The 22,817-nt window shown below is 68.7% G+C and carries 19 protein-coding genes and 1 tRNA gene; 15 read left to right on the forward strand and 5 right to left on the reverse strand.

Annotated features, from left to right (window positions below):
• Positions 1–466: 466 nt before the first annotated feature.
• Entirely contained in the window at positions 467–2,032 is a 1,566-nt protein-coding gene (locus tag JNUCC0626_RS25230; protein ID WP_394613240.1) for a beta-N-acetylhexosaminidase, read from the forward strand.
• 21 nt (positions 2,033–2,053) lie between these two features.
• On the opposite strand, the gene JNUCC0626_RS25235 is transcribed toward JNUCC0626_RS25230, so the two are convergent.
• Positions 2,054–3,391 carry an aldehyde dehydrogenase family protein gene (locus JNUCC0626_RS25235; RefSeq protein WP_394613241.1) on the reverse strand — a complete coding sequence of 446 codons (1,338 nt, stop codon included), beginning with the start codon at positions 3,389–3,391 and terminating at the stop codon, positions 2,054–2,056.
• A 210-nt stretch (positions 3,392–3,601) separates the two neighbouring features.
• On the opposite strand from JNUCC0626_RS25235, the gene JNUCC0626_RS25240 reads away from it, so the two are divergent.
• The 8 genes from JNUCC0626_RS25240 to JNUCC0626_RS25275 are packed head-to-tail and all read left to right on the forward strand — an operon-like array spanning position 3,602 to position 9,676.
• Positions 3,602–4,957 carry a GAF domain-containing protein gene (locus JNUCC0626_RS25240; protein WP_394613242.1) on the forward strand — a complete coding sequence of 452 codons (1,356 nt, stop codon included), beginning with the start codon at positions 3,602–3,604 and terminating at the stop codon, positions 4,955–4,957.
• 59 nt (positions 4,958–5,016) lie between these two features.
• Positions 5,017–6,291 carry an FAD-dependent oxidoreductase gene (locus JNUCC0626_RS25245; protein WP_394613243.1) on the forward strand — a complete coding sequence of 425 codons (1,275 nt, stop codon included), beginning with the start codon at positions 5,017–5,019 and terminating at the stop codon, positions 6,289–6,291.
• Positions 6,269–6,826, forward strand: a complete 558-nt coding sequence (locus JNUCC0626_RS25250; RefSeq protein ID WP_394613244.1) for a DUF402 domain-containing protein — start codon at positions 6,269–6,271, stop codon at positions 6,824–6,826. Before JNUCC0626_RS25245 ends, JNUCC0626_RS25250 begins: the two co-directional genes overlap by 23 nt.
• Positions 6,823–7,410 carry a uridine kinase gene (locus JNUCC0626_RS25255; RefSeq protein WP_394613245.1) on the forward strand — a complete coding sequence of 196 codons (588 nt, stop codon included), beginning with the start codon at positions 6,823–6,825 and terminating at the stop codon, positions 7,408–7,410. Before JNUCC0626_RS25250 ends, JNUCC0626_RS25255 begins: the two co-directional genes overlap by 4 nt.
• A gap of 46 nt (positions 7,411–7,456) precedes the next feature.
• On the forward strand, positions 7,457–8,002 hold the full coding sequence (locus JNUCC0626_RS25260) for an RNA polymerase sigma factor (RefSeq protein WP_394613246.1): 546 nt from the start codon (positions 7,457–7,459) through the stop codon (positions 8,000–8,002).
• Positions 7,999–8,721 carry a hypothetical protein gene (locus tag JNUCC0626_RS25265; RefSeq protein ID WP_394613247.1) on the forward strand — a complete coding sequence of 241 codons (723 nt, stop codon included), beginning with the start codon at positions 7,999–8,001 and terminating at the stop codon, positions 8,719–8,721. Before JNUCC0626_RS25260 ends, JNUCC0626_RS25265 begins: the two co-directional genes overlap by 4 nt.
• A 10-nt stretch (positions 8,722–8,731) precedes the next feature.
• Positions 8,732–9,016: a DUF6412 domain-containing protein gene (locus tag JNUCC0626_RS25270; RefSeq protein WP_394613248.1), complete on the forward strand. Its 285-nt coding sequence runs from the start codon at positions 8,732–8,734 to the stop codon at positions 9,014–9,016.
• A gap of 42 nt (positions 9,017–9,058) precedes the next feature.
• Positions 9,059–9,676, forward strand: a complete 618-nt coding sequence (locus JNUCC0626_RS25275) for a YidC/Oxa1 family membrane protein insertase (protein WP_394613249.1) — start codon at positions 9,059–9,061, stop codon at positions 9,674–9,676.
• On the opposite strand, the gene JNUCC0626_RS25280 is transcribed toward JNUCC0626_RS25275, so the two are convergent.
• Positions 9,658–11,166 (reverse strand): PucR family transcriptional regulator, encoded by a 1,509-nt coding sequence (locus tag JNUCC0626_RS25280; RefSeq protein WP_394613251.1) that lies wholly within the window; start codon positions 11,164–11,166, stop codon positions 9,658–9,660. The genes JNUCC0626_RS25275 and JNUCC0626_RS25280 overlap by 19 nt on opposite strands.
• A 111-nt stretch (positions 11,167–11,277) precedes the next feature.
• On the opposite strand from JNUCC0626_RS25280, the gene pruA reads away from it, so the two are divergent.
• Both pruA and JNUCC0626_RS25290 read left to right on the forward strand, forming a co-directional pair.
• Positions 11,278–12,903 carry an L-glutamate gamma-semialdehyde dehydrogenase gene (gene pruA / locus JNUCC0626_RS25285; protein WP_394613252.1) on the forward strand — a complete coding sequence of 542 codons (1,626 nt, stop codon included), beginning with the start codon at positions 11,278–11,280 and terminating at the stop codon, positions 12,901–12,903.
• 87 nt (positions 12,904–12,990) lie between these two features.
• Positions 12,991–13,914 (forward strand): proline dehydrogenase family protein, encoded by a 924-nt coding sequence (locus JNUCC0626_RS25290; RefSeq protein ID WP_394613253.1) that lies wholly within the window; start codon positions 12,991–12,993, stop codon positions 13,912–13,914.
• Here JNUCC0626_RS25290 and JNUCC0626_RS25295 read toward each other — a convergent pair.
• A complete protein-coding gene (locus JNUCC0626_RS25295) occupies positions 13,901–16,309 on the reverse strand; it encodes a hypothetical protein (RefSeq protein WP_394613254.1) in 2,409 nt (802 codons plus the stop codon). The two genes, JNUCC0626_RS25290 and JNUCC0626_RS25295, sit on opposite strands and share 14 nt — an antisense overlap.
• Before the next feature lie 191 nt (positions 16,310–16,500).
• Between JNUCC0626_RS25295 and JNUCC0626_RS25300 the strand changes: the two genes are divergently transcribed.
• From JNUCC0626_RS25300 to JNUCC0626_RS25310, 3 genes are all read left to right on the forward strand, one after another.
• Entirely contained in the window at positions 16,501–18,144 is a 1,644-nt protein-coding gene (locus JNUCC0626_RS25300; RefSeq protein WP_394613255.1) for a bifunctional 3'-5' exonuclease/DNA polymerase, read from the forward strand.
• 288 nt (positions 18,145–18,432) lie between these two features.
• On the forward strand, positions 18,433–19,812 hold the full coding sequence (locus tag JNUCC0626_RS25305; protein ID WP_394613256.1) for a carbohydrate-binding protein: 1,380 nt from the start codon (positions 18,433–18,435) through the stop codon (positions 19,810–19,812).
• A gap of 55 nt (positions 19,813–19,867) precedes the next feature.
• Positions 19,868–19,939 (forward strand) — tRNA-Val (locus JNUCC0626_RS25310).
• A 39-nt stretch (positions 19,940–19,978) separates the two neighbouring features.
• On the opposite strand, the gene JNUCC0626_RS25315 is transcribed toward JNUCC0626_RS25310, so the two are convergent.
• On the reverse strand, positions 19,979–21,136 hold the full coding sequence (locus JNUCC0626_RS25315; protein ID WP_394613257.1) for an alginate lyase family protein: 1,158 nt from the start codon (positions 21,134–21,136) through the stop codon (positions 19,979–19,981).
• A 99-nt stretch (positions 21,137–21,235) separates the two neighbouring features.
• Between JNUCC0626_RS25315 and JNUCC0626_RS25320 the strand changes: the two genes are divergently transcribed.
• On the forward strand, positions 21,236–21,877 hold the full coding sequence (locus tag JNUCC0626_RS25320) for a helix-turn-helix domain-containing protein (RefSeq protein ID WP_394613258.1): 642 nt from the start codon (positions 21,236–21,238) through the stop codon (positions 21,875–21,877).
• On the opposite strand, the gene JNUCC0626_RS25325 is transcribed toward JNUCC0626_RS25320, so the two are convergent.
• Positions 21,859–22,686 carry a hypothetical protein gene (locus JNUCC0626_RS25325; protein ID WP_394613259.1) on the reverse strand — a complete coding sequence of 276 codons (828 nt, stop codon included), beginning with the start codon at positions 22,684–22,686 and terminating at the stop codon, positions 21,859–21,861. The two genes, JNUCC0626_RS25320 and JNUCC0626_RS25325, sit on opposite strands and share 19 nt — an antisense overlap.
• Between the last annotated feature and the right edge of the window lie 131 nt (positions 22,687–22,817).

Genomic DNA, 22,817 nt, shown 5'->3' on the forward strand with positions numbered 1-22,817 from the left:
CGAAGCCGAGGTGCTCTTGGCTTTTGCTTTTGCTCTTAGCCAAGAGGCTTCGGCGGTGGGGTCCCATCACGAGTCGCGCCACAGCACTTGCTGCACCAGAGCAGGGGTGTCAAACGGACACGCTTTTCGTCCGTTTGACACCCCTGCTCTGGTGTGGCCCGCTCTTGGCTCGACTTGTGATGGGACCCCACCGCCAACGCAACCAACAACGCAACCGGCAGCCGCCCAACACAAACAGGCGTGCCATCAACCCGCGAGCGGCGCTGGCCCCCTGATCAGATTGCCGGGGTCTGGGGCAGAGCCCCAGGGAACGCACGCAAGGCGAACCCGCCAACCCAACAAGACCACCTACGGACCCCAGGCGCAGGCCCCCGAAATTGGTCTAAACCTTGACACCCACCACACCCCCTGAAACGGTGATTGAACGCCGCCCCCGCACCCCCAGAACCACAGGAGGACGGACGGCGTGACCACAAAACTCAAAGCAGCGCTAGCAGCGCTGTTGATCGCCGGATCAGGAGCGCTGGTGACCGAAACAGCAGCGGCGGCCCCCGCCACCACCCTGCAGGAACTGGTCCCCCAACCGGCCCAGCTCCAACCCCGCCCAGAGATCACCTTCACCCTGACCGCAACAGCCAAGATCCAACTCTCCACCCCGGATGCCAGGCAACCGGCCGAGCTGCTGGCAGGCATCCTCCGCCCAAGCACGGGCTACGCACTGCCGATCACCGACACGGTCCAAGGCGACGGCATAGTCCTGACCTCAGGCGCAGACCCGAAAACGGGCCCAGAGGGCTACCAACTGGACGTGACCCCCAAGCAGGTGGTCATCCGCGCCAACACCCCAGCAGGCCACTTCAACGCCGTACAAACCCTGCGGCAACTCCTGCCAGCAAAAGCAGAAGCCAAGACCAAACAGCAGGGCCCCTGGCAAGTCCCAGGCGCCAGCATCCTCGACCACCCCAGGTACCACCACCGAGGCGCGATGCTGGACGTCTCACGTCACTTCTTCACGCCAGACCAGGTAAAGCGCTACATAGACCAGATCGCCGCGTTCAAAATCAACTACTTCCACCTCCACCTGAGCGACGACCAGGGCTGGCGCCTGGAGATCAAGAGCTGGCCGGAACTGACGAAGATCGGCGGCAGCACCGAGGTGGGCGGCCGGACCGGCAAGCTCTTCTACACCCAGGACCAGTACAAGGACCTGGTCGCCTACGCCGCGGCCAGGGGCATCACCACGATCCCCGAGTTCGACGTGCCGGGCCACACCAACGCCGCCCAGGCCAGCTACGCCGAACTGAACTGCGACGGCAAGAAGCGCCCCCTCTACACCGGGACCGAGGTCGGGTTCAGCTCGCTGTGCATCAACAAGGAGATCACGTACAAGTTCGTGGAGGACGTGATCAGGGAGGTAGCCGCCATCACGCCGGGCCCGTACCTCCACATCGGCGGTGACGAGGCGCTGTCGACGCCGGACGCCGACTACCAGACGTTCATGAACCGGGCCCTGCCGCTCGTGAAGAAGTACGGCAAGACCACGGTCGGCTGGCACGAGTTCGTCAAGACCACCAAGGACACCAGCACGATCCCGCAGTTCTGGGGCACCACGACCACCGACGAGAACGTGGCCGCAGCGGCCAAGCGCGGCAACAAGGTGCTGATGTCCCCGGCGAACCGCATCTACCTCGACATGAAGTACGACAAGAACACCAAGCTGGGCCTGGACTGGGCGGGCCTGGTCGAGGTCAAGGACTCCTACAGCTGGAACCCCGGCGCATACCTCAAGGGCGTGGCGGAACAGAACGTCCGCGGCGTAGAGGCTCCACTGTGGACCGAGACCATCAAGACCTCACAGGACATCGAGTACATGGCCTTCCCGAGGCTCCCGGTGGCGGCCGAACTGGGCTGGGCCCAGGCGAGCGTCCACAACTGGGACCGGTTCGCACCGCGGCTGGGTGCGCAGGCGCCGCGGTGGAAGGTCCAGGGGATCGGGTTCTACGCGAGCCCGCAGGTGCCCTGGAAGAAGTGACCCAGAAGGGGTGACCAGGAACTAGAAGTAGCCCTGGCCCCGGTCCGAGTAGCTGACGACCAGGTGCTTGACGCGGCGGTACTCGGCGAGCACGGCGGTGTTCGCCGGGTAGGCGTAGTAGTTGTTGACCCACACCCGCTCGGCGCGCAGGTCCTGGCCGACGTTGTGCGCGAGCACGAGGTCGCGGCACCAGAGGCCGGCGCCGAGTTGGGTGGCGGCCTCGTTGGCGATCTTCACGGCGTCGTCGCGGTCGTCGAAGCGCGTCACGGAGACGACCGGGCCGAGCAACTCTTCGGCGAACACGGCGGAGCGGTGGTCGCCTTCGAAGATCGTCGGCTGGACGTAGTGGCCGGAGGCCTCGCCGCCGAGCACCAGGCGTGCGCCCTCGGCCTTGCCCCGTTCGACGTACGCAAGAACTCGATCGCGCTGCGCAAGACTCACGACGGCGCCGACCATGGTGTCCGTGTCGAGCGGGTCGCCGAGGCGCAGCGACTGCGTGCGGACGGTCGCGAGGTGCAGGAACTCCTCGTAGACGGCGGTCTGGATCAACGCGCGGGACGGCGCCGTGGGGATCTCGCCCTGGTTGGCCGCGAACATCGCGAACCCTTCCAGGGCCTTGTCCAGGAAGTTGTCGCGCTGTGCCAGAACGTCCGAGAAGAAGATGTTCGGACACCGCCCGGCCACCACCGGGTGGTCGTCTGAGCCGGTGACGACGTTGACGACACCGGGCGGCAGCAGGTCGGCGATCACGCCCAGCAGGACGTGGATCGAGGCCGGGGTCTGCAGGGCGGGCTCCAGCACCACGGCGTTGCCGGCGGCCAGTGCGGGGGCGAGCACGCGGCAGGCGTTCATCAGCGGGAACGCCCAGGAGATGCGCTCGTGCACGACGCCGAGCGGCTGGAACGAGCGGTAGTCGACGGCCTGGCGGCCCAGCTGCTCGATCTCGCCGTTCTCGGTGCGGATGATCGCGGCGTACTGCCGGAACAGCTCGATCAGCATCGGCAGGTCGGCGACCAGGGCCTCGCGGACCGGCTTGCCGTTGTCCCAGGTCTCGGCGACGGCGAGTTCGGTCGAGTGCTCCTCGACGCGGTCCGCGATCTCGCACAGCACGGTGGCGCGTTCGCGGGCCGTCGTGCTGCCCCACGCGCGCGCGGCGCCGGTGGCCGCGTTCAGCGCGCGGGCGCGGTCGGCGTCGGTGCCGCGGGCGACCTCGGTGAACACCTCGCCGGTGACCGGCGTGACGTTCTCGACGTACTCGCCGTTCACGGGCGCCACGTAGTCGCCGCCGATGAAGTGGTCGTACCTCGCCCGGTACGCGACCACGCTGCCGGACTGCCCCGGTGCCGCGTACTGCGTCATGTCGACTCCTCGCCGAAATTCCTTGCCAAAAAGGTGCCCACCGGCTGGACGGGGTGGGAGAAATGAGAAAGTAGGCAGCAGAACGTTGCATGCTCGTTGCAAGACGTGGATGGATCAGTGACCCACGAACCCGGGCAACACGCACTGTTGCTGAGTCGAGTCAGAGATGCCGTGTTGAGTGGTACTCGCACGGTCAATTCGCCACGCTCAGTGATTTCCGCGTCGTGGCAACGGTCACTCGCCGCCAACGTCGATCCCGACCTGCACACGGCCCCCACCGTCTTCGCCGCGGACGAACTGTCCGACCTGCGCGAACGGCACCCGCTGCACCCGACGCTGCCGATTCTCCGAGAAACCCTGCTGGGCTTCGCCGAGGAGGCGAAGCACATCATGATCGTCGCGGACGCCCAGGGACACATCCTGTGGTGCGAGGGCTCCAAGGACACCCGCGGCAGCGCTGAAGACGTCGGCCTCGCGGAGGGAACGCTCTGGTCAGAGCGTGCGGCGGGAACGAACGGCATGGGCACCGCGCTCGCCACCAACGCCCCCGTCACGGTCCACTCGGCCGAGCACCTCGTGCGGACCTACCACCACTGGACCTGCGCGGCGAGCCCCATCCGCGACCCCGACACGGGCACCACGATCGGGGTCGTCGACCTGAGCGGCCCGATCGAGACCGTGCATCCCTCGATGGTGGCGCTGGTCTCGGCATCGGCCCGCCTCGCCGAGTCGGAGATGCTCGTCCGGATGCACGCCCAGGACGAGGAACTGCGGGCGCGCAACATGCGGCACCTCATCGCGTTGCGCGGCGAACCTGGCGCACTGCTCAGCCCGACGGGCCGGGTCGTCGCCGTCGAGCCGTACGGGCTGCTGCCGCCCCGCGTGGACGTGTCGAGGGACCGCGTCGAGCTGCCGGACGGCCGGGAAGCGCTGCTCGAACCCCTGGCCAACGGCTACCTGCTGCGCATTCCACGCCAACGGCACGTGCGGCGCCGGATGCTGTCGCTGTCGTTCCTGCTGCCCGAGCCCAAGGTCGTGCTGGACGGCCGCGAGGTGCCGATCTCGTTGCGGCACGCGGAGATCCTCTGCGCGCTGACCCTCCAGGGCAGGCTGACCGCGGACCAGCTCGCCCTGCACCTCTACGGCGAGCGCGGCAACCCGACGACGGTGCGCGCCGAGCTGCACAGGCTGCGCGCCCAACTCGGCACCGACGTGCTCGCGACCAGGCCCTACCGCCTCACCGCCGACGTCGAGACGGACTTCCTCGGCGTCCGCACGGCCCTGCAGAACGGCGACGTGCCGCTCGCCACCAGCCGGTACCGCGGCTCGCTGCTGCGCCGTTCCGAGGCTCCCGTGGTGCTGGCCGAACGCGACGACCTCGCGACCGGCGTGCGCAAGGCGGCCCTGCAGCGCGGCGACGCGAACGCCCTGTGGACGTTCACCCAGACCGACTCCGGCGAACACGACGTCGAGGTGCTGGAACAGCTGGTCAAGCTGCTGCCGGCGGACGACGTCCGGCTCGCCCTCGCGACCGCCCGGCTGCGGAGGCTCAGTCAGGACGATTGACAAGACTCTCAGAAACTGAATATCTTCCTTGCTAAGAGACTTGGTGAGGGGAGCTTGTCATGCGCGTGCTCGTCATCGGAGCGGGGACCGGGGGTCTGTGCCTGGCGCACGGTCTGAAGAAGGCCGGCGTGGACGTGGCGTTGTTCGAACGCGACCGCACGCCGCGCAGCATGCTGATCGGCTACCGGGTCGGGATCAGCCCGGACGGCAGCAAGGCGCTGCACAGCTGCCTGCCGCCCGAGGTGTTCGCGGAGTTCGTCCGCACCACGGCCCGGCCGCCGAAACACATAGTGATGCGCACCGAGAAGTACAAGGAACTGCTGGTCGGCGACATCGCGACGGACCTCGACGACAGCCGCAGCGAGAAGTCCGTGAGCCGGATCGCGATGCGCACGGCGTTGCTGAACGGCCTGGACGACGTCGTCCGGTTCGGCCGCACGTTCACGCACTACACGCAGAACGACGACGGCACGGTCACCGCGTTCTTCGACGACGGCACGTCCGAGACCGGTGACGTGCTGGTCGGCGCGGACGGCGCGCAGTCGAAGGTGCGTCGCCAGCGCCTGCCGCACGCCGGGGTGGTCGACACCGGCATCACGTCGATCGCGGGCAAGCTGCCGATGACCGACGAGAACGTGCAACTGCTGCCACCCCTGGCCGACGGCGGCATCACGCTGCTGTTCGGGCCGCAGGGCGAGTTCGTCATCGTGCACGTCATGCGCTTCGACGGCACGGGCGTCGAGGACGACTACATCATGTGGGGCTACGCGGCCTCACACGACAAGTTCCCGGACATGAAGGGCATGAGCCAGGCCGAACTCAAGCAGGTCGTGCTGAACCTCACCCCGAAGTTCCACCCGAACCTGCGCGCGTTGTTCGCCGGTGCCACGCCGGAAACCGTGTTCCAGATCAGGGTCCGCACGTCCGAGCGCCTGAAGCCGTGGGAACCGAGCAACGTCACGATGATCGGCGACTCGGTGCACCTCATGACCCCCGGCCGCGGCATCGGCGCGAACACGGCGCTGCGGGACGCGGAGTTGTTGTGCCGCAGGCTCGTCGAGGCCCACCAGGGTCGTGACGCCGTGCAGGCGATCGGCGAGTACGAGCGGGAGATGGTCGAGTACGGCTTCCACGCCGTGGAGGCGTCGCGCGAGATGATGGACGGCCGCAGCCTGGTCCACAAGCCCGTGATCGGACGGGTCGCGGCGGCGTTCCAGCGGACGTTCCTGCGCGTGACGAACGCCGTGCCGCCGCTCAAGCGGAAGATGCTGGCCGAGGACGCGGCGGAGCGTGATCACGTAAATTCTCCGCATGAGGTCGTTCACGCCGGGTGAGATCGTGGTGCGGCGTGAGGTGCTGCACGGCAAGGTCTGGTCGGAGATGCCCACCAGGGTGATCGTCGACGAGCCGGGCCTGCTCGCGGTGTTCGTGGAACCGGGCACCCGGCTCACCTACCCCGACCACCACCACCCGCACCCGTGGGACAAGCCCGAACGCGGTTTCTGGCGCGGCCACGGCAAGCTGATGCTGCACCGCCCGCTGGACGCCTACTCGGTCGACCTGTTCTGGAAGGGCGACGACCGGGCGTTCGGCAACTACTACCTGAACCTCCAGGCGCCCTACCGCCGCGTCGAGGACGGCTTCGAGACCCTCGACCACGCGCTCGACTACACCCTCGCGCCCGACGGCACCTGGGAGCAGCGCGATCTCGACGAGTTCGAGGAGCAGGTCGCGTCCGGCAAGTACTCGGCGCAGGAGGCCGAGGAGATCAGGGCGGAGGGCCTCAAGATCGAGAAGATGCTGGCGTCCGGCGAGATCTGGTGGGACACCGCCTGGGCCGGCTGGCAGCCATCAGTGGACTGGCGGTGAAGGTTCGGCCGCTGACCTTCGACGCGCTCGTCGCCGTGATCGTCGACCAGGTGTCGGAGCTCGACGGACGGGTGCGCGTGCTGGTCGACGGCGCGCCCGCGGCCGATCCCGCCAAGCTCGCGGACGCCGTCGTGGAACCGTTGCGCGCCTTGGGTCGCGCGGTGCAGCGGGTGTCCCTTCAGGACTTCCTGCGCCCGGCTTCGGTGCGGCTGGAACACGGCCGCACCGACCCGTACTCGTACCGGCACGACTGGTTCGACTACAAGGGTCTGCAACGCGAGGTCCTCGACCCGGCGATGGACGGCAGGCTGCTGCCCTCGTTGTGGAACGCGGCAACCGACCGGGCGAGCCGCGCCGAGTACGTCGACGTGCCGGAGAACGGCGTCGTGCTGGTCGACGGCACGTTGATGCTCGACCGCTGGCTGCCCTCAGAACTCACGGTCCACCTGTGGCTCTCCCCCGGTGCGTTGAAGCGCAAGACCACCGAGGAGTGGACGCTGCCCGCGTTCGACGACTACGACCCGGCGGCCGACCTCTTCGTGCGCTACGACCACCCCGAACGGCCGGGCCTGGTCGAGTCGTGAACCGACTCTCCTCCCGCGGACATAGGCGGGGCAGAGAGGAGGGTCCGTGACCGACGAAGAACTGTGGGCGCAGGTCCGGGCAGGTGCGAGCGAGGCGTTCGGGCTGCTGTTCGAACGCCACGCCCAGGCCGTGTTCGCCTACTGCCTGCGCCGCACCGGCACGTGGTCCGTCGCCGAGGACCTGGTGTCCGCGGTGTTCCTGGAGACCTGGCGCAAGCGCAAGTCCGTGGAGGTCGAGGAGTCCCTGCTGCCGTGGCTGTACACCGTCGCCCTCGGCGTCACCCGCAACCATCAACGTGCTCGCACGCGCTACAAGGCCGCGCTTGGCAAGGTTCCGCCGCAGCACGCCGACGACGACCACGCCGATGACGTCGCACGGCGCGTGGACGCGGAGGCGCGCACACGAGCGGTGATCGCGGAACTGGAGAAGCTGCCCGCCGGGGATCGGGAGGTGCTGGAGATGTCCGCGTGGTCGGACCTGAGCCAGGTGCAGATCGCGCAGGTGCTCGGCATCCCGCTCGGCACGGTGAAGTCCCGACTCGCACGAGCGCAGCGCGTGGTGCGCGGCGCACTGGTGGAGGAGGCGCTGTGAACATCACCCCCGAGATCCCGCAGCTCGACCCGCTGCGGCTGCAGACCCGCAAGCACGCGCTGCTCAACGAGATCGACGCGAAGCCGTCCCGCCGCTGGTGGCGCTTCACGGTGCCCGCGACGGTGCTCGTGGCCGCCGTCGCCGTGACTCTGCTGCTGTGGACCCCGACGAACCAGGACGCCGCCGCGTGGTCGGCCGAACCGAGGGCGCCCGGTGACCTGGGCCCCATGATCGCGGCGTGCACGAAGTCGCTCGACCGGATGGACGCGGACCGCGCGGCGGGAGGGCTGCCGGTCTGGCCGGGCCCGCGTGAGCTGGCGGTCACCGACCAGCGCGGCGCCATGACGATGCTGGTGTTCGCCGCTCCGCAGTCCGAGGCGCTGTGTTACGGCACACCGCAGGGCGTCGGCCTGAACGCCCACGGCGAAGTCGAGGAGCGCGAGCCGCTCGGCGACCGCCTGTTCGCCGACTTCGCCCCGCAGGTCGGCATCACGGAGGTGGACACCGGCACCAGCACGACCGTCCTGACCGGCCGGGTGAGCCCGAAGGTCGGCAAGGCGATCGTCGTCACCGAGGACGGGATGGAGGTGACCGCGAGCCTCGGCAACGGCTGGATCGTCACGTGGTGGCCCAGCCTGGGCAAGCCTCAGCAGGTTCGGTTGTATGACGTAGCAGGCACTCTGCTGCAGACCGCCCCGATTCCCGTTCGGCGCAGGTAGTCTGCAGGGCATGTGGCGGCCGGAGACCAAGACGCGAGCGATGTTGCTGCTCGCCGTCTTCCTGCCTGCCCTCTACGCCTTCACGTTGTTCTCGTCGCCGACCGAGGTCGTCGCGGCCGTGACCGCGCTCGCCCTCGCCTTGATCGTGGTCGTCGCGCTGGTGCCGCTGTCGGTGGCACCGGCGCGGTCGCTCTCGATCCGCGAACGAGCCAGGCGATCAGCCCAGTTGAGGCTGCGAAACCCTGACGCAGCAGGCAAAGCCCGTCCCCGAGCACCGGGATGCCGGACGTTCTGACACGTCCGCAGGATCCCCAACTCAAGACGGAGAACCACTCCCTTGTTCGCTGACCTGGGCGCTGCCCTGGCGAGCTTCGGCATGCCCGCGCTCGCCATCGTGCTGTTCACCATCGTCGTGCGGCTCGTGCTGCACCCCTTCTACCGCGCGGCCGTGCGCGGCGAGAAGGCCAAGGCCAAGCTCGCGCCTGAGATCCAGAAGCTGCAGAAGAAGTACGGCAAGGATCTGATGCGGCTCTCCGAGGAGTCGCAGAAGATCTACAAGAAGAACGGCGTCTCGATGTTCGCGGGCATGCTGCCGATGCTCGCCACGGTCCCGTTCTTCATGGTCATCTACCAGGTCGTCACGACGCCGAACCCGTTGCTGGAAGGCACGTTGTTCGGCATCTCGCTCGGCTCGCACTTCACGACCGGCTTCGCGTGGGTGTTCTTCGCGTTGTTCGGGCTGCTCGCCGTGGTCGCCTATCTGACCGTGCAGTGGCAGAAGTCGCGGATGACCACGACACCTCAGCCGGGGTTCATGACCGGGCTCTTCAAGGTGCTGCCGTACGGGACGATCCTGGTCGCGGCCTACCTGCCGCTGGCCGCCGGGTTGTACCTGCTCACGACCACGACCTGGACGATCGCGGAACGGGCGTTGCTCTACCGCATCCTCAGCTGAAGCTGGGCGATGAGCCGGACGAGCGGGTCGTCGAGGTCGAGGTCGATGCGCTTCAGCCGGTACCGCAACGTGTTGGGGTGCACGTGCAGACGGTCTGCCGCCGCGCGCACGTCCCCCAACGCGTCGAGGTAGGCGAGCAACGACTTCGCGAGTTCGGGGTCCAAGGCGTCGATCCGCGGGTCTCGGATGCGCGGATTGTCCTGCAACAACGCCAGGATCTCGCTCACCAGCACCTGGGAGCGGACGTCGGCGAGCGTCGCCACCTCGGCGTCGAGGTCGCGGGCCATCGCGTCCAGCACGCGTTCGGCCTCCTGCCGGGAGATCTGCGCGTCGTCCAGAGTGGACACCGTGGAGCCCACTGCGGCCTGCACGGCCGTGTGCAGGTGACGGCGTGCAGTCGTGACGATTTCGCGTGTAAGGCTCAAGAGTTGGGCGTTTGGGGCGAGGTCCGGCAGCAGGACGTAGGTGCGGCCGTTCGACTCGCTCACCAGGGCGCTGCGCCGGTACGCCGCCGCGTGCACGGAGATCAGGCCGGTCATCTCGGCGCGGCGGAGTTCGTGTTCGCTGCGGTCGCCCTCGCTGCTGCGCACCGCGAACACCACGACGGCGCAGGGTTTCTTCGGGTCGGCGCCGATCTGGCCCGCGACCGTGGCGGCGTCCATCCGGCCGGTCAGCAACGCCGCGAGGAGGTTCTCGCGGAACCTCGACGTGGGCTGGTTGCGCTGTTGGATGAGGTGCGGGGCGGTGACGCGGGCGGCGCCGAGCAACGCCCGTTCGGCCTGCTCGGTCAGCGGCTGGTCGCCCTCCTGCACCCAGATCGTGCCGAGCGGCTGCTGCCCCGCGTGGATGCCGACCGCGATGCGGCGGCGGATGCCCAGCTCAGGGCGTTCGTCGATGCGGACGACCTCCTCGCCGGAGCGGAGCAGGTTGTAGACGCCCCACTCGCGCAGCATCTTGAGGTACGGCTCGGGGCCCTGACGGCCGAGGATCGAGAGCCGGCGCAGTTCGTCGACCTCGTCGGACGAGCGGGAGTAGGCGAGCACGCGACTCGCGGTGTCCTCGATGCTGACGATGCCGCCGGTCAGCGTGGCAATCGTTTGCGCGAGCGCGAACAGGTCACCGAGCACCTCGCCGTCGTCGGTGGTCGTGCTGAGGACGCCCTTGGCGAGCGACTCCAGGTGACCCCAGCGGACCTCGGGTCTGACCTCCAGCAACGCCACGCCCGCGTCCGTCGCGGCCTGTTCGAGAGCCTGCGACGACTCCTTGACGGCCACGGCGGCGGCCTTCGCTCGTCCGGCAGCCCTGATCAGCGGCAACGCGGCCCGGCCCCGTGCGCCGATCAGCAGCGCGAGGTCACCTGCGGCAACATCGGGCGGGTCGTCCGGATCCATGATCACGACGTCGCGCACGTCGACCTCCAGGCCGAGCGGGGCGACCTGGAGTTCCACGAGTGGATCACCGAGTGCGATCAGGATGTGCCGAAGACTCATAACCTGTCCGATCGTACATCTGACCTGGTGAATCTTGGCGGTTCGCACAACGGTGGCGAGGTCGCGCGGACTTACGGTTTGCGTACCGAACAAGCCCAGAAGGAGTTGCGAGTGGACGCGGTCACCCAGGTTCCCGCCCCGGTCAACGAGCCGGTCCTGCAGTACGCCCCCGGTACCCCGGAGCGCGCCGAACTGCAGGCCAAGCTGGTCGAACTCCAGAAGGAGCCGCTCGACCTGACGCTGACCATCGGTGGCGAGCAGCGCATGGGTGGCGGCGAGCGGTTCGACGTCGTGCAGCCGCACAACCACCGCTCGGTCCTCGGCACGCTCGCCGGCGCGACCCAGCAGGACACGACCGATGCCCTGCGCGCGGCCCGCGAGGCTGCCCCGGCGTGGCGCGCGATGTCGTTCGACGACCGCGCGGCCATCATCCTGCGCGCCGCAGACCTGCTCGCCGGTCCGTGGCGGCAGACGCTGAACGCCGCGACGATGCTCGGCCAGTCGAAGACCGCGATCCAGGCGGAGATCGACTCGGCCTGCGAGCTGATCGACTTCTGGCGCTTCAACGTGCAGTTCGCCCGCAACCTGATGGCCGAGCAGCCGATCTCCTCCCCCGGCGTCTGGAACCGCACGGACCACCGTCCGCTCGAGGGTTTCGTCTACGCCATCACGCCGTTCAACTTCACCGCGATCGCCGGCAACCTGCCGACCGCGCCCGCGCTGATGGGCAACGTCGTGCTGTGGAAGCCGTCGCCGACCCAGTCGTTCGCCGCGCACCTCACCATGCGGCTGCTGGAAGAGGCGGGCATGCCGCCCGGCGTCATCAACCTGCTGCCCGGTGACGGCCTCGCGGTGTCCGAGGTGGCGCTCGCCTCCCCCGACCTCGCGGGCATCCACTTCACCGGCTCCACCCCGACGTTCCAGCGGCTGTGGGCGCAGGTGGGCGCGAACATCGCGAACTACCGCTCGTACCCGCGCATCGTCGGCGAGACCGGCGGCAAGGACTTCATCCTCGCCCACCCGTCGGCCGACCCGGACGTGCTGCGCGTCGCGATGATCCGCGGTGCGTTCGAGTACCAGGGTCAGAAGTGCTCCGCCGCGTCGCGCGCCTACGTGCCGCGCTCGGTCTGGAACAAGATCAAGGACCAGTTCCTGGCCGAGGTCGACGCGCTGACCTACGGCGATGTCACCGACTTCTCGAACTTCGGTGGCGCGGTGATCGACCGCCGTTCGTTCGACAAGCTGTCGGGCGTGCTCCAGGCCGCTCGCGCCGACTCCTCGCTGGAGATCGCCGCCGGTGGTACGGCGGACGACTCGGACGGCTTCTTCGTGCGGCCGACCGTGCTGCTCGGCACCGACCCGACGAACTCCGTGTTCACCACCGAGTTCTTCGGTCCGGTGCTCGCGGTCCACGTCTTCGAGGACGCCGACTACCTGACCGTGCTCAAGCAGATGGAGAGCGCGGCTCCGTACGGTCTGACCGGTTCGATCATCTCGCGTGACCGCACCGCCGTGGCGCACGCGCAGGAAGAGCTGCGGTTCGCCGCCGGCAACTTCTACGTCAACGACAAGCCCACCGGTGCCGTCGTGGGCCAGCAGCCGTTCGGCGGCGGCCGCGCGTCCGGCACGAACGACAAGGCGGGGTCGGTCCACAACCTGCTCCGCTGGGTCAGCCCGCGCTCCATCAAGGAGACCTTCGCGGCGCCCACCAACCACCTCCACCCGCACCAGGGCTAGATCCGGCCCTCCTGAGTGAGGGGAACGTCCATGTGCCACAAGCGTTTGGACGTTCCTCTCACCTTTCACACCCTGAGGACGTGAACTATGTTGCGCTCCAGCCTTCTTTTCGCGGCCCGCAACGCGAGCGCCCGCAAGCTCGTCGAGTCGACGCCGCTGACCCGGCCCGTCGTCGAGCGGTTCGTCGCCGGTGCCGATGTCTCCTCCGCGATCCACGCGACCGCCGAGGTGCTCGCGGACGGGCGTCTGGTGACGTTGGACCACCTCGGTGAGGACACCTTCGAGGAGTCGCAGGCCAACGCCACCGTCGAGGCGTACCTGACGTTGCTGGCGCGGCTGGAGTCGTCCGGGCTCACCGAGGGCGCCGAGGTGTCGGTGAAGCTGTCGGCCGTCGGGCAGTCGCTGGCCGTCGACGGCGAGAAGATCGCGTTGGAGAACGCCCGGCGCATCTGTGCCGCCGCAGCTGTCGTCGGCACGACCGTGACGCTCGACATGGAGGACCACACCACCACGGACTCCACCCTGGGCATCCTGCGTGAGCTGCGGGTGGACTTCCCGTGGGTGGGCGCTGTGCTGCAGGCCTACCTGCACCGCACCGAGCAGGACTGCCGCGACCTCGCGTACGCCGGATCGCGCGTGCGGCTGTGCAAGGGCGCGTACCAGGAGCCCGCTTCCGTTGCGTACCAGGACAAGCACGAGGTCGACCTGTCGTACGTGCGCTGCCTGAAGGTGTTGATGGAGGGCGACGGCTACCCGATGGTGGCCTCGCACGACCCGCGCCTGATCGCGATCGCCGCCGACCTGGCCGCCGCGCGCTCGAAGGACACCTACGAGTTCCAGATGCTGTACGGCATCCGGCCCGAGGAGCAGCGCCGCATCGCGGCCGAGGGCAACCGGATGCGCGTCTACGTCCCGTACGGCGACGAGTGGTACGGCTACTTCATGCGCCGCCTGGCCGAGCGTCCGGCGAACGTGGCGTTCTTCGTGCGTTCGCTGCTCACGAAGAGCTGAGCTCCGCCGCGGTCTCCAGCGCGAACCGCAGCTTCACCGGCTCACCTGCCTCGCGGAGGATCTCCGCCGCGTGGTGGGTGAGCCGGAGTGCTTTGGCCGTCTGGAACTTCGTCTCGGCGCAGAGCATGCCGTAGATCGTCACCAGGTCCGCGTAGTCGACGTTCGGTTCGACGCCGGACAGGTGCCAGAGCACGACGGCGGTGTGGGCGGTGTTGCGCGCTTCTTCCCGGCGTTCCGCGGCGCGAAGGCGGCACACGTACCGTTGCAGCGCCGAGAGGTAGACCGTCGGGGCCGTCTTCGTGCGCAGTGCCGCGCAGACCTCGACGCTGAACGCGGACATCCGCACCGCACGGACGTGGTGGTCCGCATCGGACAGTGCTCGGGCCGTGTTCTGCAGTGGTGGCGCCAAAGTCGTGCCGAAGTACTCGACGAGCTGGTGCGGCAGGCGTTGACAGAGGTCGAGGCATTCGTCCGCCGTGCGCAACGCCTCCTCGTCCTGGTCGCGCAGGAGTTGCTGGTCCACCAGCGCCGTCAGGGCGACCACCAGTCCGGTCTGGTGGCGCACCCGGTCTTCCTCGGTCAGTTCTCGTTGCACGGCAACGGCTTCCACCGCCGCGTCGACGTCGCCGACGACCTTGGCGACGTTCAGCAGGGCGCCGGCCAGGCCCGCCCGGTCCCCCGTCTCGCGCCAGAGCATGACGGCCTCGCGCGCGGTGAGGGCGGCGTCGACGTCGTCGGCGAGTTCGAGCAACGCCTGGCTGCGGCGGACCAGCGCGTCGGCAAGGTCCTTGCCGAACGTCTCGGGGTGCGCGACGGCGAGGTGGCGGAAGAGGTCCACGGCCTCCTTGAGCGCCTCGTTCGCGGCACCGGCCCGCCCCAGGTCGACGAACATGGTGCCCGCCGCGACGAGGTTCCGCGCGAGTTCGGGTTCGAACCTCGGGTCCTCCTGCGCGACCACCCGCCAGTTCGCGATGGAGAGCTGCATCGAGTCGGCCGCGTGCTGCCGGTTGCCCTCGAACTGGAAGCGGTGCGCCATCACGGCGGCGACCCGCGCGAAGTCGGCGCGGAAGAGCGCCGGGTGGCCCTTCGCGAGTTCCTGGAAGAGCAACGTGGCGTGGCTGATGGCGCCCGTGGCCTCCTCGTCGCGGCCGAGCGCCTGGTAGCGGTAGCTGATCTGCTCCAGCGCGGACGCGAGTTGCGGGGTGCTCTCCGGATCGGCGAGCGCGATCTCACGCCAGAGGTCGATCGCCTCCTCGGAGACCTCGAGCACCTCACCCATGCGCCCGGCGTTGATCAGCCGCAGACCCAGGTCACCCAGCGCGTCCGCGAGCAGCGGCCGGTTCTCCTGGTCCTGTTCGACCAGTTCGCGGTAGCACTCGACCTCGGCCAGGGAGGCGTCGACGGACTCCTGGCGCAGGCCGCACACCATCGTGCGGGCGCTGAGCATGCCGTACATCTCGGCGCGGTCGAGGACGTCGGTGGCGCGGTCGAGCAGGCGGCGGGTGAGGATCGAGCCGAGGGCGTCGGTGGCGAACCGCTCGTCGCGGAACACCTTGCGCGCGATGGTCTCCAGCGTCGCCGTTGAGCCCGTCTCCGCAGCGATGCGGAGGCTGTCGCGGGCCATGTCGTGCACGACCTCGGGCTCGCCGGTGATCAGCTCGTCGAGTTTCGGGCGCAGCTGCGGCCAGCGTTCGGTGGCGCGGGCCAGCAGGTCCGGGTCCGGGGTGGCCGGGGTCGCGACGGCCAGGTAGTCCTCGGCGATGCGGCCCGTCTTGCGGCCGTCGTCGCGCTTGAGCAGCTGGCGGACGAGCTGGGTGCGGTTCACGTCGCACGGGTCGCCGTGCACGACCGTCAGCGCGGCCATGTGCAGGTCGAGCACCGTCTCGTCGGCGATGTTGGGTGGCGGTTCGTCCGGCGCGGTGACCGTGAGCTGCTTCGCGAAGTGCTGGCAGGCGAGCGTGAACGACTCGGCTCTGTCGTCGAGCGTGCCGGGGAGTTCCAGGTCGGTGACCTCGTGGTCGAAGTCCGCGATGCGCTGCCGGGTGGAGGACCACCACCAGCCCGTGGTCCGCGCCGCCAGCAGCACCCGCGTGCGCGCCGGACCCCCGCGCAGCGTCTCCTGCAGGAGCAGGAAGACGTCCTGCCACGGGAGGCGGTCGGCGTCGTCGATCAGCAGCAGCCTGCCGTGCTCGTCGTCGTCCCAGTGCTCCTCTGCGAAGTGTTTGAGGAGCCTGGTCTTGCCCGCACCGGCAGCGCCGTGCAGCAGCAGAGAGGCCTGGGGCGCCGGACTGTCGCGCCACCGCATGAGTGTGCGCAGTTCGGATTCTCTGCCGTGAAAGGGGACCACCTGATGGGTGGGATCCAGCAACGCGGCGACGCTGAGTGCTCGGTCCACTCCTTCATAGTCGGTCGCAGGTCAGGCCAGGGGTAGCAAGACCACACCATCGTGGTCTTTTCCTGTTTTTCTTTCACCCCAACGCCTACTGGCTTGGAGAACGTCCAACGGCTAGCTCCCCGACCAGGCTGCAAACGTTTCCAGTTCAGCCTGGACTGAAATTGTCAGACCCTGTCGGCACAATTCGGGGTGTGCTGGTCGCTCTGGTCGCCGAGGGCGACGGTGCGGGTCGGTGGCAGAAGCTGAACGACGACGGGACCGCGGCGGGGCCTGTCATGTCGGCTTCGTCGCTGGCCTCCGCCGTCGCGTCGCTGGAACGCGCCCATCGGCCGCGCTGGGTGTGGGCGGACACGTCCGAGATCTACCCCCTGCTGCTCGCGGCCGGGGTGCGCGTCGACCGGTGCTGGGACCTGCACCTGACCGAGTCGTTGCTGCTCGGCGCGGAGGGGCGGCACCGGGAGCCGAAGGAGCTCGCCGGGGCGTTGGCGCGGGTGCTGGGCGTCGAGGCGCCGGCGGACGTCGGGCCGCCGAAGAAGGACGACGCGCTGATGTTGTTCGGGCCGGAGCCGGTGGTGCTGCCGGGCGACACCGATCCGCTGGCGGCGTTGTCGCTGGTTTTCCGCGCCCAGCAACGGAATCCGGTGCTGGGGCTGTTGGTCGCGGCGGAGTCGGCCTCGGCGCTGGTGGCGGCGGAGATGACGTTCCACGGCCTGCCGTGGCGCGAGGACGTGCACAACCGGTTGCTGGAGGAGGTGCTCGGACCTCGTCCGGCGCCGGGTCAGCGGCCGAAGTTGTTGCAGGCGCTGGCGGATCAGATCCAGGAGGCGTTCGGCGGGCGCGAGCTCAACCCGGACGCGCCGGCGAGCATCGTGAAGGCGTTCGCGCGGGCGGGCATCGAGGTGCCGTCGGCGCGGCGGTGGGTGTTGAAGAAGGTCGATCATCCCGCTGTCGCACCACTTCTGGACTACAAGGAGCGCGCACGGCTGTGGGTGGCGCACGGCTGGACGTGGCTCGACGCGTGGGTGTCCGGGGGACGGTTCCGGCCGGATTACGTCGTCGGCGGCGTGGTTTCCGGACGGTGGGCGTCGCGCGGCGGGGCGGCGTTGCAGATCCCCCGGCTCATGCGGCAGGCCGTGATCGCGGACGACGGCTGGTGCCTCGTGGCGGCGGACGCCTCCCAGCTGGAACCGCGGATTCTCGCTGCCCTGTCAGGGGATTCGCGGTTGATCGAGGTGTGCACGGACGACGACCTCTACGCGGCGCTGGCCGAGGACTCGTTCAAGGGCGAACGGCCGCGCGCGAAGATCGCGATGCTCTCGGCCATGTACGGCGGCACCTCGGGCGAGGCCGGACCGTTGCTCGCCGTGCTGCGCAAACGCTTCCCCGTCGCGGTCGGCTACGTCGAGGCGGCCGCGCAGGCCGGCGAGCAGGGGCGGATGGTGCGCACGCGGCTCGGGCGCACGTCGCCGACGCCGTCCGCGGCCTGGCAGGAGCTGACCGGCGGCGCCGACGACTCGGGGAACGTGTCGAGCTCGTCGCGGCAGGCGGCGCGCAACTGGGGGCGGTTCACCCGCAACTTCGTGGTGCAGGGCAGCGCGGCGGACTGGACGGCGGCGTTGCTGGCCGTGCTGCGCACTCGCCTGCCCGCGGACGCGCACCTGGTGTTCTTCCAGCACGACGAGGTGCTCGTGCACTGCCCTCGCGAGGACGCCGACGCCGTGATCGAGGCGATCGCCGATGCCGGGCGTGAGGCGACGCGGCTGCTGTTCGGTGACACGGCCGTGCGGTTCCCGATGAACGCCGTGCCCGTGACCTGCTACGCCGACGCGAAGTAAGTCCAAACGAGACGATCCGCAACCTAGGCCGTGTCCGGCGAGTTCGTCGGGCGACAGTAGCGACCGAGGGCCCCGGAGACAGCACCGCCGCCACGCCCGAATACGCCCGGTATGAGGGCACGGCGGCGGCACTGCCTCCGGGTCGCTCGCCCGCGCCTGTCACCTGACGAACTCGCCGGACACGACCTGGGCGCGATTTGTTCCGTTAGTCCGAACGGGCGCTTGTTCTTGCACCGTGAGAGCGCTCTCATAAGTGGACTGCACCCGTGACAAGGAGGTCACTCGCGCATGAGGCAACGCCGCCGCATCCTCGCGGCCACGACAGCTCTTATTGCTGCGGTACCCCTGGCGATCGCCGCCATGTCCGCCAACGCTTCGATCCCACCCCCTGCTGCGGGATGGACGCAGGTGTGGGGTGACGACTTCAACGGTTCGAACGGATCGCTGCCGTCGAGCGCCAACTGGATCATCGACACCGGCCACGGCTACCCCGGCGGACCTGCCAACTGGGGCACCGGCGAGATCCAGAACTACACGAACAGCACCAACAACCTGAAGCTCGACGGCAACGGCAACCTGCGCATCACCGCGTTGAAGGACGGCGCGGGCAACTGGACGTCGGCGCGCATCGAGACCCAGCGCTCGAACTTCAAGCCACCGGCGGGCGGCAAGCTCGCCATCGAGGGCCGCATCCAGATGCCGAACGTGTCGGGCGAGGCCGCGCTCGGCTACTGGCCGGCGTTCTGGACCCTCGGCTCGCCCTACCGCGGCAACTACTGGAACTGGCCGGGCATCGGCGAGTTCGACATCATGGAGAACGTCAACGGCATCAACTCGGTGTGGGGCGTGCTGCACTGCGACGTCGCCCCCGGCGGTGCCTGCGGCGAGTTCACCGGCATCGGCAACTCGCGGGCGTGCCCCGGTTCGTCGTGCCAGAGCGCCTTCCACACGTACCGCTTCGAGTGGGACGACGCCGCGAAGACGTTCACGTGGTTCGTCGACGGCCAGTCGTTCCACCAGGTCACGCAGGCTCGTGTCGGCGTGAACGTGTGGAACGCGATGACGTCGCACGCCGGCCACTTCATCCTGCTCAACCTCGCGATGGGCGGCGCGTTCCCGAACGCGCTCAACAACAACCAGCCGACCCCTGTCGCGGCCACGCAATCCGGGCACTCGATGGTCGTGGACTACGTGGCGGTCTTCTCGGCTGGTGGCACTGTCCCGACCACCACCACTACGACCACGACGTCGAACCCCGGCGGTGGGGGTTCCGCGTACAACGAGCTGCAGGCGGAGAACGCGTCCGAGCGGTCCGGCGGCTCCGTTGCGCCCGGTGATGGTGGCTCGGGCGTGCATCAGATCGCGAACGGCGGCTACCTGAAGTTCTCCGGCGTGAACTTCGGTTCGGGTCCGGCCCGGCAGTTCTACGCCCGCGTGGCGTCGGGTGCCGGTGGTGGCGTGAGCGGGTTGGTCGAGGTGCGGCTCGGGTCGCGCACGGCCACGCCCGTCGGGTCGATCGCGGTCGGCAACACCGGTGGGTGGGACGCGTGGAGAACCATCCCCGCCAACATCTCGAACATCACCGGGACGCACGACGTGTACGTGACGTTCACGAGCGGGCAGCCTTCGCCGTACGTGAGCGTGAACTGGGTGAAGTTCGGAACCTGACCCTCGGTTCGCGGCCCCTCTGGGCCATCCGCTAGGCTCTCATCCGCACGACCACGGATGATTAGCTCAGCGGGAGAGCACTACCTTGACACGGTAGGGGTCACTGGTTCAATCCCAGTATCGTCCACTTGAGAACGGGGCCTCAGTTTCCGAGGCCCCGTTTTTCTTATCCCAGGTTGTCGCCGTGGGTCAGGGTCTCCCAGGCGACGAACAGGTTGTTGGTGCCGTGTGGACGGCGCTGCGTCGTCCACGTCTCGGTGTTGGGCATGGGGTTGCCGAGGCGGTTGTGCATGGCGTTGAAGCCGACCTCGGTGATCGGGCCGAGTCCTCGTTTGACCGTTCCGCCGCAGAGCCACGACGGCGGACCGTTCAGTTCGTACGTCGCCTGGAATCCCAGTGCTTCACGCAGCCGCGTGCCGATCTCCGGGTAGAGGTCGACGCCCTGGATCCTCGTGGTCTCGGCCACGTGCGAGATGGCGGACAGGCCGTATCCCGTGTGGACGAAGTCGCGGCAGGTCTCCTGGGTGAGGCCGTTCACGAACGTGGACTGGTTGTGCCAGAAGCCGATGATCTTCTCGCGGGTGTTGAGGTTATTGCTGGGCACGGTTTTCGGCAGGGCGCCGTCCGAGGTGAGGTAGATGAACGCCGGGACCCGAGCGCGGTAGAGGCTGATGCCGCGGTCGTAGATGGCCTTGTCGTCCAGGAAGACCCCGATGCCGACGATGGCCTCGGCGATGCTGAGCTCCCAGTTGCCCGTGCGCGGGTCGCTGCCCTGGATCTCGTTGTAGTAGACGTTTCTGAGCATGGTGCCGAAGCGGGCGCTGTTGGGCCAGTTCCCGTAGACGTGCTTGATGATCTCGGCAGCGCGCGGCCAGCTCGAGCCCGCCCACGCGGTTTGCAGGTGGGCGTTGTCGTGGGTGTGGTCGCGGATGGTGTTCGACCAGGCGTCCATGATCTGGATGGCCTTGTTGGCGTACCTCGCGTCCCTGGTGACGTACCAGGCGAGCGCGTGGGTGTAGGCGGCGATGGCGTCTTCGCGTTCGTCGGTGCACCCGTTGTTGGGGTTGCTCACCGGGCCGCACTCCACGACCGCCCTGGGGTGCGGCGTGTAGCTGAGGGAGGCGTAGCGGGAGCCCATCATCGCGTCGTACGCGCGCTTCTGCGGCTGGGTGCCGGCGTTGACTCTGGTGCGCATGACGTCGAGCTGGCCTTTGCTGACGAGCACACCGGGGTGGGTGAACGTGGGCGGCGCGGCCTGGGCCTGCGGGGCTCCGGTCAGGGTGAGCACCACGGCCGCGATCAGGGGCAGGGTTCTGCGGGGCATTCGGGGGTCCTTCGGGTCGTCTCCTCCGTTGGCGACGGCGTCCCTTTGGTACCACGAATGACAACGTTTGCAGCGACCGGAAACAGGTACGGTCTGGATGTGTACGCCGAACGTCCTGCTCCTGCGGGTCTGGCCTGTCTGTGGACGCGCACGGTGTCGGTCCCGACCGTGCAGCGCGTGGTACCGGACGGCTGCACGGACCTGATGTGGGCGCCTGGTTCCGGGGCGCTGATGGTGGCCGGGCCGGACACCGCCGCGCAGATGGCTTCGGTTTCGGCTGGGACGTTGTACGGGGTGCGGTTGCCGCCCGGGGCTTTTCCCTCGGTGTTCGGGGTGCCCGCTCATGCCGTTCGCGACCTGCGGGTTCCGCTGGCTGAGCTGGTGCCGTCGGCTCGGCTGGACTCGTTTTCCGCGATGGTGGCGTTCTGCGCTTCGCGGGTGGTCGTCGATCCTGCTCTGGCCGCTACCGCGTCCTTGTTGCGGACTTCTGATGTGGCTGCCGCTGCTTGGGAGATCGGGCTGAGCTCACGTCAGCTGCGCCGCCGGTGCCTGGACGCGTTCGGCTATCCGCCCAAGGTGCTGCAACGGGTGCTGCGCTTCGACTCGGCGGTGCGGCTGGCGTGGGCTGGTGAGCCCTTTGCTTCGGTTGCGGTGGCGGCCGGTTACGCGGACCAGGCGCACCTGGCCCGCGAGGTCCGTGCGCTCGCCGGGGTGCCGTTGGGTCAGCTGATCCGGCCGTAGCGGCGCAGGGTCAGCAGGGCGTCGACGGTGGCGATGGACCGCCATTCGAAGGTGACGATCGGCGTGAAGGCCGGGAAGCCGAAGGTCCAGCCGCCGTCTTCCTGCTGTCCGTCTTGGAGCTGGTCGAGGTCCTTGGCCAGCTCTTCCTCGGTGAACCACGCTGTCGCGAGGCTGGTGGGCTTCTGCGCGAACTGGTGCAGCTCCAGGCCTTCGCCGTCCGCGTAGCCCTCGGTGCTGGGCTTGAGGTGCTTCAGCCTCTCCGCCGCGAGCTCGGCCCGTGCCCGGTCCGGCACCTCGTCCAGGAACATCGCCGCACCGCGCAGTTCGTACGGGTGCGTGTCTTCGAGCTTCTCGATCTCCTGCCAGCAGTAGTCGGTGGCCCGGTCGAGCCACGGGTCCGTTGCTTCAAGGGCGTGCAGGGCTGCGGCGATCTGCGAGGTGAGGAGCAGTCCGCCCTGGTCGTCGGCCTGCACCCACGGCGCCTTCGGGTGGTCCTTCGACGTGGACATGCCGAACGGCACGCTGCCGTCGGGGCAGGTGGCGTTCAGCCAGGTCAGGACGCTCTCGGCGTGCTCGGGAGCGTTCACGGCGGCGAAGGTCTGCAAGGCCCGCAGTGCGTGCAGCGGCTGGCTGGTGGGCCCGCGATGATCCGGCTCCAGGCCGTGGCCGTACCCGCCGTCGTCGTTGCGGTAGGCCAGCACCGCTTGGACCACGTTCGCGGCAGTTCCGCCCTCGAAGGCGTGCTCGAACCAGCGTTGTTCCAGCGTGCGGGCGTTGTGCCAGAGGAAGTTCCTCGCTTGCTCGATCATGCGTCGAACCTATGCGGCCGGGTGACTCACAGTCTTGAACGAATCGGCCATGTGACCTGATCAGCTGGTTCGTTCGCCTCCGCTTGGAACCGGTCCTATGCGAAAATCCTCTAACAGGGGTGTGGAGTTCT

It is taken from the genome of Lentzea sp. JNUCC 0626 (assembly GCF_043632865.1).
In the GTDB taxonomy this organism is placed as follows: domain Bacteria; phylum Actinomycetota; class Actinomycetes; order Mycobacteriales; family Pseudonocardiaceae; genus Lentzea.